Source organism: Streptomyces amritsarensis (assembly GCF_001953875.1).
In the GTDB taxonomy this organism is placed as follows: domain Bacteria; phylum Actinomycetota; class Actinomycetes; order Streptomycetales; family Streptomycetaceae; genus Streptomyces; species Streptomyces amritsarensis.
This window is the reverse complement of the sequence record NZ_MQUR01000072.1, coordinates 14694-29632: the sequence shown is the minus strand read 5'-3', so window position 1 is coordinate 29632 and position 14939 is coordinate 14694. Positions and strand designations below refer to the sequence as shown.

20 protein-coding genes are annotated in these 14939 nt (G+C 68.5%); all 20 read left to right on the top strand.

Annotation, left to right across the window (positions count from 1 at the left end; all coding sequences use genetic code 11):
• Position 1: 1 nt before the first annotated feature.
• Positions 2-691, top strand: coding sequence for a glycosyltransferase family 2 protein (locus AVW11_RS25860; RefSeq protein WP_030842670.1), 690 nt, complete (start codon positions 2-4; stop codon positions 689-691).
• Positions 688-1116, top strand: coding sequence for a DUF2304 domain-containing protein (locus tag AVW11_RS25855; RefSeq protein ID WP_063898555.1), 429 nt, complete (start codon positions 688-690; stop codon positions 1114-1116). Before AVW11_RS25860 ends, AVW11_RS25855 begins: the two co-directional genes overlap by 4 nt.
• Positions 1117-1122: 6 nt before the next feature.
• Positions 1123-2025, top strand: a complete 903-nt coding sequence (locus AVW11_RS25850) for a glycosyltransferase family 2 protein (RefSeq protein ID WP_030842676.1) — start codon at positions 1123-1125, stop codon at positions 2023-2025.
• Positions 2026-2056: 31 nt separating this feature from the next.
• Complete coding sequence (locus tag AVW11_RS25845) at positions 2057-3865, top strand: chromate transporter (protein WP_143568899.1); 1809 nt, start codon at positions 2057-2059, stop codon at positions 3863-3865.
• 137 nt (positions 3866-4002) lie between these two features.
• The gene (locus AVW11_RS25840) at positions 4003-6606 is read left to right on the top strand and encodes a peptidoglycan recognition protein family protein (protein WP_143568898.1); all 2604 of its coding nucleotides are present in this window, start codon (positions 4003-4005) and stop codon (positions 6604-6606) included.
• Positions 6607-6710: 104 nt separating this feature from the next.
• A complete protein-coding gene (locus tag AVW11_RS25835; RefSeq protein ID WP_030842685.1) occupies positions 6711-7850 on the top strand; it encodes a hypothetical protein in 1140 nt (379 codons plus the stop codon).
• Positions 7851-8321: 471 nt separating this feature from the next.
• Positions 8322-8630, top strand: a complete 309-nt coding sequence (gene rpsJ / locus AVW11_RS25830) for a 30S ribosomal protein S10 (RefSeq protein WP_003948644.1) — start codon at positions 8322-8324, stop codon at positions 8628-8630.
• A gap of 14 nt (positions 8631-8644) precedes the next feature.
• Positions 8645-9289, top strand: coding sequence for a 50S ribosomal protein L3 (gene rplC / locus AVW11_RS25825; RefSeq protein WP_007265899.1), 645 nt, complete (start codon positions 8645-8647; stop codon positions 9287-9289).
• 5 nt (positions 9290-9294) lie between these two features.
• Complete coding sequence (gene rplD / locus AVW11_RS25820; protein WP_030653638.1) at positions 9295-9945, top strand: 50S ribosomal protein L4; 651 nt, start codon at positions 9295-9297, stop codon at positions 9943-9945.
• Entirely contained in the window at positions 9945-10268 is a 324-nt protein-coding gene (gene rplW, locus AVW11_RS25815) for a 50S ribosomal protein L23 (protein ID WP_007265901.1), read from the top strand. Before rplD ends, rplW begins: the two co-directional genes overlap by 1 nt.
• 39 nt (positions 10269-10307) lie before the next feature.
• Entirely contained in the window at positions 10308-11144 is an 837-nt protein-coding gene (rplB, locus tag AVW11_RS25810; protein WP_030026325.1) for a 50S ribosomal protein L2, read from the top strand.
• A gap of 12 nt (positions 11145-11156) precedes the next feature.
• Positions 11157-11438: a 30S ribosomal protein S19 gene (gene rpsS, locus AVW11_RS25805; protein ID WP_007265903.1), complete on the top strand. Its 282-nt coding sequence runs from the start codon at positions 11157-11159 to the stop codon at positions 11436-11438.
• A gap of 43 nt (positions 11439-11481) precedes the next feature.
• A complete protein-coding gene (rplV, locus tag AVW11_RS25800; protein ID WP_007265904.1) occupies positions 11482-11829 on the top strand; it encodes a 50S ribosomal protein L22 in 348 nt (115 codons plus the stop codon).
• Complete coding sequence (gene rpsC, locus AVW11_RS25795) at positions 11829-12668, top strand: 30S ribosomal protein S3 (protein ID WP_007265905.1); 840 nt, start codon at positions 11829-11831, stop codon at positions 12666-12668. Before rplV ends, rpsC begins: the two co-directional genes overlap by 1 nt.
• A gap of 5 nt (positions 12669-12673) precedes the next feature.
• Positions 12674-13093, top strand: a complete 420-nt coding sequence (gene rplP / locus AVW11_RS25790) for a 50S ribosomal protein L16 (RefSeq protein ID WP_030653642.1) — start codon at positions 12674-12676, stop codon at positions 13091-13093.
• A complete protein-coding gene (rpmC, locus tag AVW11_RS25785; protein WP_007265907.1) occupies positions 13093-13317 on the top strand; it encodes a 50S ribosomal protein L29 in 225 nt (74 codons plus the stop codon). The genes rplP and rpmC overlap by 1 nt, the downstream gene beginning before the upstream one ends.
• Entirely contained in the window at positions 13317-13598 is a 282-nt protein-coding gene (gene rpsQ, locus AVW11_RS25780) for a 30S ribosomal protein S17 (RefSeq protein WP_030008467.1), read from the top strand. Before rpmC ends, rpsQ begins: the two co-directional genes overlap by 1 nt.
• Positions 13599-13702: 104 nt before the next feature.
• Positions 13703-14071 (top strand): 50S ribosomal protein L14, encoded by a 369-nt coding sequence (gene rplN / locus AVW11_RS25775; RefSeq protein WP_003956455.1) that lies wholly within the window; start codon positions 13703-13705, stop codon positions 14069-14071.
• A 2-nt stretch (positions 14072-14073) separates the two neighbouring features.
• Entirely contained in the window at positions 14074-14385 is a 312-nt protein-coding gene (gene rplX / locus AVW11_RS25770; protein WP_030026329.1) for a 50S ribosomal protein L24, read from the top strand.
• Positions 14385-14936, top strand: a complete 552-nt coding sequence (gene rplE, locus AVW11_RS25765) for a 50S ribosomal protein L5 (protein ID WP_030026331.1) — start codon at positions 14385-14387, stop codon at positions 14934-14936. The genes rplX and rplE overlap by 1 nt, the downstream gene beginning before the upstream one ends.
• Positions 14937-14939: the final 3 nt, after the last annotated feature.

The following is a 14939-nucleotide window of genomic DNA, read 5'->3' as shown; positions in this document are numbered from 1 at the left end:
CGTGTCCCAATACGACGATGTCTGGCTGGTCATACCGGCCTATAACGAGGGCCAGGTGATCGCCGACGTGGTCGAGGGGGCCCGCAAGACGTTCCCCAACATCGTCGTCGTCGACGACGGCAGCACCGACGACTCGGCCGAGCACATAGCGACCACGGGCGCCCACCTGGTCCGCCACCCGGTCAACCTCGGTCAGGGCGCGGCCCTCCAGACCGGTCTGAAGTACGCCCTCTCCCAGCCCGGTTCCCGCTACTTCGCGACCTTCGACGCCGACGGCCAGCACCAGACCAAGGACGTCGAGACGATGGTCGGCGTGCTGCGGCGGGACGAGGCCGACGTGGTCCTCGGCTCCCGGTTCATCGAGCAGAACGGCCAGGTGCCGTGGATCAAGCAGGTCGTCCTGCGCACGGCCGCCGCCGTCAGCCCCACCGCCCGCAAGCTCAAGCTCACCGACGCGCACAACGGCCTGCGCGTCCTGAGCCGCAAGGCCGCCGAGCAGCTGAACATCACCATGAACGGCATGGCGCACGCGTCCGAGCTCGTCGGTTTCCTGGCGGGCTCCGACCTGCGGGTCACCGAGGTCCCGGTGGACATCCTCTACACCGAATACTCGCGCTCCAAGGGCCAGTCCCTCATCAACGGCGTGAACATCATCTTTGACATTTCGCTGCGGGAGCGTGGGCGTCGATGAAGTACTTCTGGATCCAGCTCGTCCTGATCGTCGGCTCCGTGTCGATGGCCCTGGTGTTCATCCGAACGTGGAGCCAGGCGAAGAACCGGGCCTGGAAGCGCATCGCCTTCTCCCTGTTCGTCGTCGTCAACGTGTACGCCGTGCTCCGCCCGACGGACGTGACGTGGCTGGCCCACCAGCTCGGCGTCGGCCGCGGCACCGACCTGGTGCTGTACGTGATGGTCCTCGCGATGGGCTTCCTCACGCTCAACACCTTCCTGCGCTTCCGCTCGCTGGAGAAGAAGATCACCGACCTCGCCCGGACGGTGGCCATCAACGAGGGCATGCGCCACAACGACGAGCGCCTCGGCGCCGAGCCGGCCGCCGGCAGCGGTGCCGGCGCCGACGCCGCGGCGAACGCCGACGCCGACTCCGTGAAGGCCTGACACTCCATGGTGACCTTCGACTTCATGCTCCCCTACTACGGGGACGTGCAGCTGATGCAGGACGCCGTCCGCAGCGTCCTGGCGCAGACGGACCGGGACTTCCGCCTCGTCGTGATCGACGACGGCAAGGAGCCCGACGTACCGGGCTGGTTCGCCGCGCTCGGCGACGACCGCGTGCACTACACGCGCAACGAGCAGAACCTCGGCATCACCAAGAACTTCCAGAAGTGCGTGCGGCTGTCCGAGGCCGACTACGTGGTCGTCATGGGCTGCGACGACCTGCTGCACCCGCACTACCTGGAGACCGTCCGCTCCATCATCGAGGAGCGCCCGGGCATCGGCATGGTCCAGCCCGGCGTCGAGGTCATCGACGGCACGGGCCAGGTGACCCAGGGCGGTCTGGCCGACAACACCAAGAAGCGGCTGTACGCACCGCAGGTGAAGGGCCGCCGCCTGATGGGCGGCGAGGAGCTGGCCGCCAGCGTGCTGCGCGGCAACTGGCTCTACTTCCCGTCGATCGCCTGGCGCGGCGAGGTGCTGCGCAAGGTGAACTTCCGGGACGACTACTCGGTCATCCAGGACCTCGCGCTCGTGGTCGACCTCCTCGAAGCCGGGGAGCAGATGGTCATCGACAACACGACGACCGTCTTCCAGTACCGCCGGCACGCCGTCAGCGAGTCCTCGGTCCAGGCCTTCTCCGGGACCCGCTTCGCCGAGGCCGAGCGCTACTTCTCCGCCGTGGCGGCCCGCATGGACGCCCGCGGCTGGCCGAAGGCGGCCCGCGCGGCACGCTTCCACAGCGCCTCCCGGCTGCACGCGCTGACGATGCTCCCCGGAGCCCTGCGCAGCGGCAACAAGGCGGGCGCCCGCACGCTGGCGAAGCACGCCTTCACCTCCGGTCAGAACTGACCAGGCCCCGCCCACCACGAAACGGACCGAGATGACACACCTGGCCCCCGAGGCGGTCGGCGAGGCCGGCGCCCCGGACCGGCGTCCTGGCGAACCGGCACCGGGCGGGAGCCGCCCGTCCCCCTCACGGGGCGAGGGGTGGCTGTCTCGGCGGTGGGTGCAGATCCTGGCCGAGGTGGTCGTCAGCGTGGTGGCGGCCCTCGGCTACACGCTCCTGAGCCGGCACATCGGCGTCAACCCGATGAACCGCATCGGCCAGGTCAGCGGACTCGCCAAGCTCCAGCTGTACGCGGCCGTCCTCGGGCTCCCGCTCCTCGGACTGCTGCTCCACACGGCCCACCGGGGCTCGGTCCGGCGCCACGAGTTGGTCAAGCGGCTGGTCTGCGCGGCCCTGGCCGGGCTGGCCACGGGCATCGTGGCCGGCGGTGTCGTCGTCGCGCTGCGCGGCACACCGCACCCGCTGGGCGGCCAGGAGGGCGACCCGAGCGTCCTGGTGGAGATGGCCAACTCGTTCCTGTCGGGCGAGGGCATGTCGGGCATCTACCCGCCCGCCTTCCCGGCGCTGATGGCCCTGTGGGCCAAGGTCCGCTACGACGGCCTCGGCACCGCGGGCTTCGCCCTGCACGACCTCCAGATCATCTGCAGCGCCCTGGTCGGCCCGATGGCGTACCTGTCGTGGCGCCTGCTGCTGCGGCCCTTCTGGGCGCTGCTGATCGCCGTCCCCGCGGCCGTGCTCTTCCTCGACCCCGTCCGCCCGTACAGCCACGTCGTCATGATCGTGCTGCTGCCGCTGCTCGGGTACTGCTTCCGCGAGCTGCGCCGGTCGGCCGGCCGCACCCCGAAGTCGCTGGTGCTGCGGGGCGTGGCCGTCGGCACGGCCTTCGGCGTGCTCTTCCTGTGGTACTCGGGCTGGTTCGTCTGGGCCGCGCCCGGCGCCGCCGTGCTCTTCCTGTTCCTCTTCCCGTGGCGGGCCGGCGCCCCCGCGGTGAAGCGGGCGGCGCTGTTCGTCGGCTCCGTGCTGGTCACCGCCGGGATCATCGGCGCCCCGCTGCTCTACCAGATGGCGCGGCTGGGATCGCAGACCCCGGACCGGTACGCCTACCTCGGGGTGTACGCGGATCCCGCGTACGTGCTGGGCTGGATCTCCGACCGGACGGGCTACATCAAGTACAACCAGTGGCCGGTCTCCGGCGAGATGGCGGGCCAGACCGGGTTCGCGCTGCTGCTGCTCCTCGGCGTGGGCCTCGGAGTCGGCCTGGGCCTGCGGAACATCATGGTCCGTACCGCCGCGGCGGTCCTCGCGGGCGCCTGGCTCGCCCGCTTCTGGTTCGCCTCGCACATGGAGCACGACAAGGCGGTCCAGCTCTTCCCGCGGACCACCTGGATCATCATGTACTCGCTGCTGATCCTGGCCGTCCTCGGCGTGATGGCGGCGGTCCAGCGGGGTTCGGGCTGGACGGAGCGGACCCTGCGGCCGGCCTCCGCCTCCCCGTCGGCCCGGGTCGTCCCGCGCCGGACGATCCGTCAGCTCTCGGCCGGGATGGTGTGCGCGGTCGCGCTGTTCGCCACCATGGGTGCGTCCTGGTCGGTCAACCGCTACATGCCGACGCACGAGGACACCGACCTCATGGGCCTCGACGCCTGGCGCGCGCACAACATCAAGCTGCCGAACGGCAAGTGCCCGCGTTTCGCACCGACCAAGGACTGCGAGGACCTCCAGGTCAAGCTGTGGAAGCAGTTCAAGGACGACGGCGAGATCTGGTGCGCCAACATCGTGGCGAAGGACTGGCCCGCGATCTGCGGTCGCAAGGCGCCCTTCAAGGACAAGTCGGTGGAATAGCACCCCTGTACGACCCGACTGCGACGCGCATCACGTGCGCACCCCCCGTCCCGCCCTGATCGTCCGTCACCCCGGCCAGTAGGATCCCGTCGGCCAGTGCTCTTACCTGGCGGCTTCTCATAGGGGTTGGGGACAACGTGAAACTAGGTCGTGCGCGCGGGACGGCTCTGGCCGCCGCGCTCGGCGTCGTGGCGGTCCTGGGCATACAGGGCGTCGCAAGCGGCACGGGCGGTTCCGACGGGGAGGAGGTGTCGCCCTACAGCGCCCGCGCCCGCGAGAAGGGACCCGTCGAGGGAGAGGTGCACAAGCTCGCCCTCAAGCCGAAGGGCAGGGGCGAGGCCGTCCTCTCCCAGCAGGACACCGAGCCGTTCGGGCTCCTCGGCGTCTCCTGGACCGACCCCGAGGCCGAGGTGAAGGGCAGGATCGAGGCCCGCACCCGTGACGCCGACAGCGGCAAGTGGTCGAAGTGGGTCGTGCTGGAGCAGGCCGAGTCCGGCCTCGACGGCAAGCGCCCGGGCCTGCGCGGTGCCACCGAGCCCGTCTGGGTCGGCCCGTCCGACGGCGCCGAGGTACGGGTGACCGGGGGCGGCGCACTGCCCGCCGGCATGGAGCTGAACCTCGTGGACCCGGGTGCGGGTGCCGCGAAGGCCAAGAAGAACAACGAGCTGGGCCTCGGCCCGGCCGCCTTCTCCCTCCCCGCCGTTGACCCCGCGCCGACGACGCCGGGACCGGAATCGACCGCCCCGCGGCCGGACGTCGTCTCCCGCGTGCAGTGGGGTGCCGACGAGTCCCTGAACGACGAGGGCCCGGTCTACCTGCCCGGCGGGAAGATCAAGGCCGTCTTCGTGCACCACACGGCGGCCTCCGCCCCGTACGAGTGCTCCGAGTCCGCGGCCATCGTCCGCGGTCTGCACGTCTACCACGTGAAGACCAACGGCTGGCGCGACCTCGGCTACAACTTCCTCGTCGACAAGTGCGGGACGGTCTTCGAGGGCCGTCAGGGCGGTGTGGACCAGCCCGTCCAGGGCGCCCACACCTACGGTTGGAACGCCGAGTCGACGAGCGTCTCCGTCCTCGGCGACTACACCAACACGGGCGCCTCCGCCGCCGCCCTCGAAGGCATCTCCAAGGTCGCGGCGTACAAGCTGGGCCAGTACGACGGCGACATGAACGGCACCGCGACGCTGACCGCGGGCGCCACGCAGAAGAACTACGCCGGCACCTCCTTCACCGCCGGGCAGCAGTACCAGTTCAAGTCGCTCTCGGGTCACCGCGACGGCTTCAACACCGAGTGCCCGGGCCACCAGCTGTACCCGCAGCTCGACACGGTGCGCACGTCGGGCCCCGCGGCCCAGCTGAAGATCGCCTCGGTGAACGGCGCGACCGCCGCCCCGGGCGCCACCCTCCCGAGCGGCGCCGCCCTCACCGTCGACTGGACCACCAGCACGGCCACCGGCCGGCTGGCCAAGTTCGAGCTCCTCGTGGACGGCGAGGCCACCGCGGTCACCGACGGAGCCGGCCGCAAGGCGACCGCCGTGGTGACCGACGGCAAGCACGAGGTCCGGGTCCGGGCGACCGCCGCCAACGGCAAGGTCTCCACGAGCCTCGCCGTCACCGTCGAAGCGGACGTCAAGGGCGCCAAGTTCGTCCCCCTGACCCCGAAGCGCCTGATGGACACCCGCGAGGGCCTGGGCGTCCGCAAGGGCCCGGTCGGCAGCGGCGAGGTGGTCACCCTGCCGGTGGCGGCGGCAACCGGCGGAACCCCCACCGCGGTGGTGCTGAACGTGACGGCGACCAACCCCACGCAGCCGAGCTTCGTGTCGGTGTTCCCGAGCGGCACGACCCGCTCCAGCGCGTCGAACCTGAACTTCACGCCGGGGAAGACGATCCCCAACCTGGTGGTCGTGCCGGTGATCAACGGGAGCGTCAGCTTCTACAACAACCAGGGCACCGTCGACCTCATCGCGGACATCACGGGCTACTTCACCTCGACCGGTGACGGCGCCACCCAGACCAACTTCGGCCCCAAGCGCCTGATGGACACCCGCACGGGCACCGGCGTCCCGGCCGCCCCGGTCGCCGCCGGCGGCGTGGTCACGCTGCCCGTGGCGGGCGTCGACGGCGTCCCGGCCACCGGCGTCAAGGCCGTCGTGCTGAACGTGACGGCGACCAACCCGACGCAGCCGAGCTTCGTGTCGGTGTACCCGAGCGGCACGACCCGCTCCAGCGCGTCGAACCTGAACTTCACCCCGGGCCAGACGATCCCCAACCTGGTGGTCGTACCCGTCGTGGACGGCAAGGTCAGCTTCTACAACAACCAGGGCACCGTCGACCTCATCGCGGACATCACCGGCTACTTCTCCGACAGCGACGCGGGCGCCACGCACGCGAACTTCGGCCCGAAGCGCCTGATGGACACCCGCACCGGGACCGGCGTCCGCAAGGGCCCCGTCACCGGCGGCAGCGTCGTCACGCTGCCCGTGGCGGGCATCGGCGGTGTCCCGGCCGCCGGGATCAAGGCCGTCGTGCTGAACGTGACCGCGACGAACCCGACCGAGGCCAGCTTCGTGTCGGTGTTCCCGAGCGGCACGACCCGTACGAGCGCCTCGAACCTGAACTTCACCCCCGGCCTCACCATCCCCAACCTGGTGGTCGTGCCCGTGGTGGACGGCAAGGTCAGCTTCTACAACAACTCGGGCTCCGTGGACCTCATCGCGGACATCACGGGGTACTTCAGCTAAGCGCGTGAACACGCTTACGCGCAGGTGAGGGGCTCCGCACCGGAGGGTGCGGAGCCCCTCACGCGTGTGGGGGCGGGCATGCGGACCAAGGGGAGGACAGGGGCATGGGCAAGAACGACGACAGGGCGGGTGTCTCCGACGAGGAGTGGGCCCGGTTCATGGAGCAGGCCGCCGCGGGATCGGGGGAGGCGCCGAAGGAGCCGTCCGCGCGGGCGCGCATGGTGACCGAGCGGCTGCGCGAGGAGCGCCGCCGGGGCCAGGAGCCCCCGGGCTGGCGCACCGGCCCGGCGTGGCAGGAGATGCAGGGCAGGGGCAGGCGCAAGAGGCGCCTCAAGGCCTTCGCGGCCGTCGTCCTGATCGCAGGGCTCGCACTGATCGCCGTACGGCCGGAGCTGGTCATCGACCGCCTCACGGGCAAGGCGCAGGCCCGTACGGACGCCAGGACGGCCGCGCCGCTGCCCGCCGAGTCCGTACGGCCGACCGCGGCTCCCGAGGAGCTGTACCCGGACATGCCGACCCTGAAGGAGCCTTTCCGCGGCTCTCCGGCCGCGCAGTGGGCCGACGGCGCGGCGGGCATCGAGCTGCCGGAGGCCACCGCGGTGGGCAGCATGACCAAGGCGCAGGTGGCGGACGCCCTGACGAAGGTCAGGACGTTCCTGATCACGGCAAACCTGGACCCGGCCACCCTGCGCGGGGAGCGGCCGGCGGGCGCGCTGGAGCTGCTCGACACGAAGCTGGAAGGGGTCTCGGAGCACCTGGAGCAGTCGCTGACGGCGCCCTCCGCCGAGAAGGACCCGCTGAACCTGTTCAGCCGGGCGAACCCGGCGGAGCTGAAGCCCGTCGGCGACGTGGTCAAGGTGCGCGGCCGGATGTGGCTGGCCGAGGGCGAGCACCCGGGCCAGGCCCAGGTGCTGACCGACTACACCTTCGTCTACCCGTTCGTGAAGGCCAAGCCGGGCGCGGACCAGGTGGAGCGGACGATCGTCCGGCGCACGGCCACCTTCGCGATCGCCGACCCCCGGAAGTGGCAGGCGACCCCCGGCAAGCTGCGGCTCGTCACGTACAACGTGGACATCGGCAACAGCGCCTGCGACCGGTACGACGGCTTCCTCCACCCGGCCTTCGACGACGACCCCGTGACCGGCCCCACGCCGTCCGGGACGCCGGTGGATCCGTACGACCGGAGCAAGGAGCTCGCCGCGCCCGGATCGGACGCGGGCTGCGGGACGGTGTCCCGGTCCTGACCAGGGAGAGTCACCCCGCCGGGCGTAGGGCGCGGCGCAGTTTGACCACTCAGCGTGGCGGGGTATTCTCTTCGGCCCGATTGGCCAGGTACGTGTCTCGTATGGCAGACTACTCAAGTTGCTCGGCTGAGTGCCGATGCTGCGCGCCTCCCGCCGGGAGGACCGGAAGCGAGTCCCACAGTACTCGTCGTCCTTAATCTGCCTCTCGGGGCAGCAATGGGGACGGACGTACGGGAATCTTCTGGGAAGTGTCAGCACGGTGCCCACCAGGCACTCGGTGGGTGTTTCTCCCCCGAATCGCGGTCATGGGACCGCACCCCCTTGGACGAGGGAATTTCCGTATGGGAATTTTCTGTGGAGGGAGTGCGACACGCCCGACCGCGTGGGTCGGAGGAGAGGCCGCGGGACCCCGTCCCGCAGCCGACCGGGGGCCAGAGCGTTTCCACATAGAGACAGGACTACGGAGTAGCCATGGCGGGACAGAAGATCCGCATCCGGCTCAAGGCCTACGACCACGAGGTCATCGACTCCTCGGCGAAGAAGATCGTCGAGACGGTGACGCGCACTGGTGCGTCGGTCGCGGGCCCGGTGCCGCTGCCCACTGAGAAGAACGTGTACTGCGTCATCAAGTCGCCGCACAAGTACAAGGACTCGCGCGAGCACTTCGAGATGCGCACGCACAAGCGCCTGATCGACATCCTCGACCCGACGCCCAAGACCGTTGACTCGCTGATGCGCCTGGACCTTCCGGCCGGCGTTGACATCGAGATCAAGCTCTGAGAGGCGTCGAGAAGATGGCAAAGCAGATCAAGGGCGTCCTGGGCGAGAAGCTCGGCATGACCCAGGTCTGGGACGAGAACAACCGTGTCGTCCCGGTGACCGTCGTCAAGGCCGGGCCCTGCGTCGTTACCCAGGTCCGTACGAACGACATCGACGGCTACGAGTCGGTCCAGATCGCCTTCGGCGAGATCGACCCGCGCAAGGTGAACAAGCCCCTCAAGGGCCACTTCGCCAAGGCCGACGTGACCCCCCGCCGCCACCTGGTGGAGCTCCGCACCTCCGACGCCAGCGAGTACACGCTCGGCCAGGAGATCACTGCTGAGGTGTTCGAGTCCGGCGTCAAGGTTGACGTCACGGGCAACAGCAAGGGCAAGGGCTTCGCCGGTGTCATGAAGCGGCACAACTTCCGGGGCCTCGGCGCCGGTCACGGTGTGCAGCGCAAGCACCGCTCCCCCGGTTCGATCGGTGGCTGCGCCACCCCTGGGCGTGTCTTCAAGGGCATGCGCATGGCCGGTCGCATGGGTAACGAGCGCGTCACCACCCAGAACCTGACCATCCACGCGGTAGACGCGGAGAAGGGCCTGCTCCTCATCAAGGGCGCAGTCCCCGGTCCGAACGGCGGCCTCGTCCTGGTCCGTACCGCGGCCAAGGGGGCTTGAGGTTAATGAGCACCATTGACATCCTTTCGCCGGCAGGCGACAAGGCCGGTACCGTCGAGCTCCCCGCGGAGATCTTCGACGCGAAGACCAGCGTTCCGCTGATCCACCAGGTCGTCGTCGCCCAGCTGGCCGCTGCCCGTCAGGGCACGCACAAGACCAAGACCCGTGGCGAAGTCCGTGGTGGTGGCAAGAAGCCTTACCGCCAGAAGGGCACCGGCCGCGCCCGTCAGGGTTCGACCCGCGCTCCGCAGTTCGCCGGCGGTGGCGTCGTCCACGGCCCGCAGCCGCGTGACTACTCGCAGCGGACCCCCAAGAAGATGAAGGTCGCCGCCCTCCGCGGTGCCCTCTCGGACCGTGCGCGTCACTCCCGCATCCACGTCGTCACCGGCGTGGTCGAGGGTGCCGTCTCCACGAAGGCCGCCAAGACGCTGTTCGGCAAGATCTCGGAGCGCAAGAACCTGCTCCTGGTCGTCGAGCGTGCCGACGAGGCCGCGTGGCTGTCCGCCCGCAACCTGCCCCAGGTTCACATCCTGGAGCCGGGCCAGCTGAACACGTACGACGTGATCGTCTCTGACGACGTGGTCTTCACCCAGGCCGCGCTCGAGTCCTTCGTGTCTGGCCCCAAGGCCGATGAGACCGAAGGGAGCGACGCCTGATGTCTGAGGCGACCGTTACCAGCAAGACCTTCACCGACCCGCGCGACCTGCTGATCAAGCCGGTCGTCTCGGAGAAGAGCTACGCGCTGCTGGACGAGAACAAGTACACGTTCATCGTCGCGCCCGGCGCCAACAAGACCCAGATCAAGCAGGCCGTCGAGGCGGTCTTCTCGGTCAAGGTCACCGGGGTCAACACGATCAACCGTCAGGGTAAGCGCAAGCGCACCAAGACCGGTTTCGGCAAGCGCGCCAACACCAAGCGCGCCATCGTGACCCTTGCCGAGGGCAACCGTATCGACATCTTCGGCGGCCAGGCCTCCTAACGGAGGTCTAGTCGTCCGGAATCGGACGAGGACTGAGAAATGGGTATCCGCAAGTACAAGCCGACGACCCCGGGCCGTCGTGGCTCCAGCGTCGCCGACTTTGTCGAGATCACGCGGTCCACGCCGGAGAAGTCGCTGGTCCGCCCGCTGCACAGCAAGGGCGGCCGTAACAACACCGGTCGTGTGACCGTTCGCCACCAGGGTGGTGGCCACAAGCGCGCCTACCGCGTGATCGACTTCCGTCGTCACGACAAGGACGGCGTGCCGGCCAAGGTCGCGCACATCGAGTACGACCCCAACCGCACCGCGCGCATCGCGCTGCTGCACTACGCCGACGGCGAGAAGCGCTACATCATCGCGCCGCGCGGCCTGCAGCAGGGTGACCGGATCGAGAACGGCCCGACGGCCGACATCAAGCCGGGCAACAACCTCGCGCTCCGCAACATCCCGGTCGGTACCACGATCCACGCGATCGAGCTCCGCCCCGGTGGCGGCGCCAAGTTCGCGCGTTCCGCTGGTGCCTCCGTGCAGCTGCTGGCGAAGGAGGGCGTGATGGCCCACCTTCGTATGCCGTCCGGTGAGATCCGTCTCGTCGACGCGCGCTGCCGCGCCACGGTCGGCGAGGTCGGCAACGCCGAGCAGTCGAACATCAACTGGGGCAAGGCCGGCCGCATGCGCTGGAAGGGCGTCCGCCCCTCCGTCCGCGGTGTCGCGATGAACCCGGTTGACCACCCGCACGGTGGTGGTGAGGGCAAGACCAGCGGTGGTCGCCACCCGGTCTCCCCGTGGGGTCAGAAGGAGGGTCGTACTCGTTCGCCGAAGAAGGCTTCGAACAAGTACATCGTCCGCCGCCGCAAGACGAACAAGAAGCGCTAGGAGCGGGTTTAGATGCCGCGCAGTCTCAAGAAGGGGCCCTTCGTCGACGACCACCTCGTAAAGAAGGTGGACGCCCAGAACGAAGCCGGCACCAAGAACGTCATCAAGACCTGGTCCCGTCGCTCGATGATCATCCCCAGCATGCTGGGTCACACCATCGCGGTGCACAACGGCAAGACCCACGTCCCGGTGTTCGTCACCGAGTCGATGGTCGGCCACAAGCTCGGCGAGTTCTCGCCGACTCGCACCTTCCGCGGCCACGTCAAGGACGACCGGAAGTCGAAGCGCCGCTAAAGGCGGGGTGGTTACGACTATGACTTACACCGAAGGGACAACCATGGAAGCCAGGGCCCAGGCGCGGTACATCCGCGTCACGCCCATGAAGGCCCGCCGCGTGGTGGACCTTATCCGTGGCATGGATGCCACGGAGGCTCAGGCGGTCCTGCGTTTCGCCCCGCAGGCCGCGAGCGTGCCCGTCGGCAAGGTGCTGGACAGCGCCATTGCCAACGCCGCGCACAACTACAACCACCCGGACGCCTCCACGCTGGTCATCAGCGAGGCGTACGTGGACGAGGGCCCGACCCTGAAGCGGTTCCGTCCGCGTGCCCAGGGCCGTGCCTACCGGATCCGCAAGCGGACCAGCCACATCACCGTGGTCGTCAGCAGCAAGGAAGGTTCCCGGTAATGGGCCAGAAGGTAAACCCGCACGGGTTCCGACTCGGCATCACCACGGACTTCAAGTCCCGCTGGTACGCCGACAAGCTGTACAAGGACTACGTCAAGGAAGACGTCGCCATCCGTCGGATGATGACGTCCGGCATGGAGCGCGCCGGCATCTCGAAGGTTGAGATCGAGCGCACCCGTGACCGCGTGCGTGTGGACATCCACACCGCTCGTCCTGGCATCGTCATCGGCCGCCGTGGCGCCGAGGCCGACCGCATCCGCGGCGACCTCGAGAAGCTCACGGGCAAGCAGGTCCAGCTGAACATCCTCGAGGTCAAGAACCCCGAGCTCGACGCTCAGCTCGTCGCCCAGGCCGTTGCCGAGCAGCTCTCCTCCCGCGTCTCCTTCCGTCGTGCCATGCGCAAGAGCATGCAGGGCACGATGAAGGCCGGCGCCAAGGGCATCAAGATCCAGTGTGGCGGCCGTCTCGGCGGCGCCGAGATGTCCCGCTCCGAGTTCTACCGCGAGGGTCGTGTGCCGCTGCACACGCTGCGCGCGAACGTGGACTACGGCTTCTTCGAGGCCAAGACCACCTTCGGCCGGATCGGCGTGAAGGTCTGGATCTACAAGGGCGACGTCAAGAACATCGCCGAGGTTCGCGCCGAGAACGCTGCGGCCCGTGCGGGTAACCGCCCGGCCCGTGGTGCCGGCGCTGGCGACCGTCCCGCCGGCCGTGGTGGCCGTGGTGGCGAGCGCGGCGGCCGTGGTGGCCGCAAGCCGCAGCAGGCTGCTGGTGCCGAGGCCCCCAAGGCCGACGCTCCCGCCGCCGCTCCGGCCGAGAGCACCGGAACGGAGGCCTGACCGACATGCTGATCCCTCGTAGGGTCAAGCACCGCAAGCAGCACCACCCGAAGCGCCGCGGTATGGCCAAGGGCGGTACTGAGGTCTCGTTCGGCGAGTACGGCATCCAGGCGCTCACCCCCGCCTACGTGACGAACCGCCAGATCGAGGCGGCTCGTATCGCGATGACCCGCCACATCAAGCGTGGCGGCAAGGTCTGGATCAACATCTACCCGGACCGCCCGCTGACGAAGAAGCCTGCCGAGACCCGCATGGGTTCCGGTAAGGGCTCCCCGGAGTGGTGGATCGCGAACGTGCACCCGGGCCGGGTCATGTTCGAGCTGTCCTACCCGAACGAAAAGATTGCGCGTGAGGCCCTCACTCGTGCGGCCCACAAGCTGCCGATGAAGTGCCGGATCGTCAAGCGCGAGGCAGGTGAGTCGTGATGGCGACGGGAACCAAGGCGTCCGAGCTCCGCGAGCTCGGCAACGAGGAGCTCGTTGCCAAGCTGCGCGAGGCCAAGGAGGAGCTGTTCAAGCTCCGTTTCCAGGCGGCCACCGGCCAGCTGGAGAACAACGGCCGGCTCAAGTCCGTCCGTAAGGACATCGCTCGCATCTACACCCTGATGCACGAGCGTGAGCTCGGTATCGAGACGGTGGAGAACGCCTGATGAGCGAGAACAACGTGACTGAGAAGACCGAGCGCGGCTTCCGCAAGACCCGTGAGGGTCTGGTCGTCAGCGACAAGATGGACAAGACCGTCGTCGTCGCCGTCGAGGACCGCGTCAAGCACGCGCTGTACGGCAAGGTCATCCGCCGTACGAACAAGCTCAAGGCTCACGACGAGCAGAACGCTGCCGGCGTCGGCGACCGCGTCCTCATCATGGAGACGCGTCCGCTGTCGGCGAGCAAGCGCTGGCGCATCGTCGAGATCCTCGAGAAGGCCAAGTAAGCACCTGAGGGGTTTCCCTTAGGTTCGTTCCGCCAGGCTCGGTGGGGGCTCCGCTCGCGTAGCGCGGCCCCCGCCGGGAACCGGCAGACAAACAGGAGATAGACGTGATCCAGCAGGAGTCGCGACTGCGTGTCGCCGACAACACTGGTGCCAAGGAGATCCTTTGCATCCGTGTTCTCGGTGGCTCCGGTCGCCGCTACGCGGGCATCGGTGACGTCATCGTCGCCACCGTCAAGGACGCGATCCCCGGTGGCAACGTGAAGAAGGGTGACGTCGTCAAGGCGGTCATCGTTCGCACCGTCAAGGAGCGCCGCCGCCAGGACGGCTCGTACATCCGCTTCGACGAGAACGCCGCCGTCATTCTGAAGAACGACGGCGACCCTCGCGGCACCCGTATCTTCGGCCCCGTCGGCCGTGAGCTGCGCGAGAAGAAGTTCATGAAGATCATCTCGCTCGCGCCGGAGGTGCTGTAAGCATGAAGATCAAGAAGGGCGACCTGGTACAGGTCATCACCGGTAAGGACAAGGGCAAGCAGGGCAAGGTCATCGTCGCCTTCCCCGCCGAGAACCGCGTCCTCGTCGAGGGTGTCAACCGGGTCAAGAAGCACACCAAGGCCGGCCAGAACCAGGCCGGTGGCATCGTGATCACCGAGGCTCCGGTCCACGTGTCCAACGTCCAGCTGGTCGTGGAGAAGGACGGCAAGAAGGTCGTCACCCGCGTCGGTTACCGCTTCGACGACGAGGGCAACAAGATCCGCGTTGCCAAGCGCACGGGTGAGGACATCTGATGGCTACCACTCCGCGTCTGAAGACGAAGTACCGCGAGGAGATCGCGGGCAAGCTGCGTGAGGAGTTCTCCTACGAGAACGTCATGCAGATCCCCGGCCTCGTCAAGATCGTCGTGAACATGGGTGTCGGCGACGCCGCCCGTGACTCGAAGCTGATCGACGGCGCCATCCGCGACCTGACGACGATCACCGGTCAGAAGCCGGCCGTCACGAAGGCCCGCAAGTCCATCGCGCAGTTCAAGCTGCGTGAGGGTCAGCCGATCGGCTGCCACGTCACCCTCCGTGGTGACCGTATGTGGGAGTTCCTGGACCGTACGCTGTCGCTCGCGCTGCCGCGTATCCGTGACTTCCGTGGTCTGTCGCCGAAGCAGTTCGACGGCCGTGGCAACTACACCTTCGGTCTCACGGAGCAGGTCATGTTCCACGAGATCGACCAGGACAAGATCGACCGTACCCGGGGTATGGACATCACCGTGGTCACCACGGCGACCAACGACGCTGAGGGCCGCGCGCTCCTTCGTCACCTCGGCTTCCCCTTCAAGGAGGCGTAAGCG